The sequence below is a fragment of the Synechococcus sp. R6-10 genome (assembly GCF_047461815.1).
Lineage (GTDB): Bacteria > Cyanobacteriota > Cyanobacteriia > Thermostichales > Thermostichaceae > Thermostichus.
Map to the genome: position 1 here is coordinate 1 of NZ_JANSHW010000243.1, position 3,001 is coordinate 3,001.

Annotated in this window: 2 protein-coding genes; one reads left to right on the plus strand and one right to left on the minus strand. The window is 58.4% G+C overall.

Annotation, left to right across the window (positions count from 1 at the left end; genetic code table 11):
* A partial coding sequence (locus NW837_RS07625) for a homocysteine S-methyltransferase family protein (RefSeq protein ID WP_414330365.1) occupies nucleotides 1–960 on the minus strand: 960 nt, incomplete at its 3' end.
* A gap of 648 nt (nucleotides 961–1,608) precedes the next feature.
* On the opposite strand from NW837_RS07625, the gene rpoD reads away from it, so the two are divergent.
* The gene (rpoD, locus tag NW837_RS07630) at nucleotides 1,609–2,820 is read left to right on the plus strand and encodes an RNA polymerase sigma factor RpoD (RefSeq protein ID WP_414330368.1); all 1,212 of its coding nucleotides are present in this window, start codon (nucleotides 1,609–1,611) and stop codon (nucleotides 2,818–2,820) included.
* The last annotated feature ends 181 nt before the right edge of the window (nucleotides 2,821–3,001 follow it).

Consider the following 3,001-nt stretch of genomic DNA (forward strand, 5'->3'; position numbering starts at 1 on the left):
GGGAATGCGCTCGACGGAGCGGCGTTTAGGCCGCAGCCCCTGCACAGCTTCCACCAAGGCGGCAATGTGCTCGGGACGGGTGCCGCAACACCCTCCCACCACCGCTACCCCCAGATCCCGCACAAAATGCTCCAGGTGGAAGCGCAACTGCTCCGGGGTGAGCTTGTAGTGGGCTTTGCCGCCGATGTTTTCCGGCAGGCCAGCGTTGGGGATGCAGGAGATGGGGAAAGGAGAATGGCGGGACAGATAGCGGATGTGTTCGACCATCTTGTCTGGGCCAGTGGCACAGTTGAGGCCCAGCACATCGATGGGATAGGGCTCCAGGATGGCCAGGGCCGCCCCGATCTCCGTGCCCACCAGCATTGTCCCCTGCACCTCAAAGGTGAGGGACACCACCACCGGCAGGCGGATCCCGCGTCGGGCAAACTCCTGCTGCACGGCCACCAGGGCCGCCTTGGTCTGCAAAATGTCCTGGCAGGTCTCGATGATGAGCAGATCCACCCCGCCGTCGATCAACCCCCGCACCTGCTCGGCAAAGCTGGAGCGCATGTCGTCAAAGCTGATGTGCCCCAGGGTGGGCAGCTTGGTGGTGGGGCCGATGGAGCCGGCCACGAAACGGGGCTTTTCCGGCGTCGCAAACTCGGCTGCTACCCGCTTGGCCAAACGGGCTGCTGCCACGTTCAGCTCGTAGGCTTTTTCCGGGATCCCGTACTCGGCCAAAACGATGGAGGTGGCCCCAAAGGTATTGGTCTCAACAACGTCGGCCCCCACTTCCAGAAAGCCGCGGTGTACCCGCTCCACCGCCTCCGGCTTGGTCAGCACCAGCATCTCGTTGCAACCCTCCAGCTCCGGCCCACCAAAATCCGCTGCCGTCAGGTTCTGGGCCTGGAGGGAGGATCCCATCGCCCCATCAAAGACAATCACACGTTCCTGGAGATGCTGCAGGAAGGGATGGGTCATAGAAGTCAAAGTCAGGCAGGGTGTCATCGACCTAGAGTCTGATTTAAGTTAGCATCGAGCCATTTGCTCGGACTAGGCCGAAGGGTGGATCCCTGGCCAGGGCTTCCATTCTGGCCATTGTTGAGGCGAATTTAACATTTTCTTTGCCTGCCCCGTTGCTGTTTCCCCCAGGTCGGGCTAATTTAGGGAAGACGTTTTGGTGTGAACGGCTACAGTTGCTCGCAAGTGTTCCTCCCAGGGTCACTTGCCGCCTGCTGTAGAGCGATCTTCTCCTCGCGGGTTGGAGTGGTTGAGGTGCTGAATGTTCCGCCCCCCCAGTGAAGTGCCTCGCACTCCGTCGCAGGATTGGCGAAGAGAAAGATCCACCTCTCGCCATCTTGAGAGGTTCCGCCCACCAAGATGACGGGTCTTGCGCCAGTTCAGTTGAGCCCCATGAGCGATATCTGCTTCCAGATTGACCCGAGCAATCGGTTATCCAGAAGCGGGCAGGCTTGCCTAGGGCAACTCAGGCTTTGGCTTGCGGATATCGGCTCCCTCACTCTGGCGTTGTGGGATGCAGCAGGGCTGCAACTTGCTCCTCTCCCTTTGGCGTCTAAGCTCCCTTAGTCACCTTTAGTTGTCTGTGATTAGGATCACGAGGAACTCAGCATGGCTCAAGCAAAGGAATTGGTGAAATCTGGTCAAACAGCTCTTCTCGAATCGGATCTGGAAAATCCACCTTCTGGCACCCTGGAGTTGGACACGGAGACAGATACCCTCGAGAGCGAACTGGATACCGGTGACACTGATGCTTTTGATGAGGATGACGACGACGAAGAGGCAGCAGAGGAGGATGGAGAGACTGCCGCCGCCAGTGCCAAAGGTCGCTCAAAGCGCAAGGCGGCCAGTAAGAAAAAGCCCTACACCGATGACTCTATCCGGGTCTATTTGCAAGAAATTGGGCGTATTCGGCTGCTGCGGGCCGATGAAGAAATCGAGCTAGCCCGAAAAATTGCCGATCTGCTGGAGCTAGAGCGCGCTCGCGAGGCCGTTTTTCAGCGTATGGGCCTCTGGTCAGACCCAGAAGAGGTGCCGGACACCCTCTGGGCAGAAGAGGTCAAGATGTCCTTGCCGGAATTTCGGCGGCGGTTGCATCGGGGGCGGCGGGCCAAAGAAAAGATGGTGCAGTCTAATCTGCGTTTGGTGGTGTCCATCGCCAAAAAGTACATGAACCGGGGCCTGTCTTTTCAGGATTTGATTCAGGAGGGATCCCTGGGCCTGATTCGGGCAGCCGAGAAATTCGACCACGAGAAGGGCTACAAGTTCTCCACCTATGCGACGTGGTGGATTCGACAGGCCATCACCCGCGCCATTGCCGACCAATCCCGCACCATTCGCCTGCCTGTCCACCTCTATGAGACGATCTCCCGCATCAAAAAGGTAACCAAGTTGCTTTCCCAGGAATTGGGCCGCAAGCCCACCGAAGAGGAGATCGCCACCCGCATGGAGATCACCATCGAGAAGTTGCGCTTTATCGCCAAGTCGGCCCAGCTTCCCATCTCTTTGGAAACCCCCATCGGCAAGGAAGAGGATTCTCGGCTGGGAGACTTTATCGAGTCGGATGGGGAGACGCCGGAGGATCGGGTGGCCAAAGTCTTGCTCAGAGAAGATCTGGAAAGCGTTTTGGAAACCCTCACCGCTCGCGAACGGGATGTGTTGAAGTTGCGCTACGGCTTGGATGATGGCCGCATGAAAACGCTGGAGGAGATCGGCCAGATCTTTAATGTCACCCGCGAGCGGATCCGGCAGATCGAGGCTAAGGCTCTGCGCAAGTTGCGCCACCCCAACCGCAACAGCGTGTTGAAGGAATACATCCGCTAACTCTGCGGTCTGTTCCAGCTTCGATAGAGAGCCGGGGCAAGGGATCCCTGCTTAGGATCCAAGAGAGTTCCCGGCCCCCTAAGGCAGACTGAGTTGGAACTGCCAACCCGCGCGATGGAGGATCTTCAGCATGAACTCGAACCAGACTCCGCGGATCCCAGTCTTTCTGAAAAAGCAGCCC

Coding starts and splice junctions, on each gene's coding strand:
- rpoD (WP_414330368.1), top strand. CDS start 1,609: ATGGCTCAAGCAAAGGAATTGGTGAAATCTGGTCAAACAGCTCTTCTC.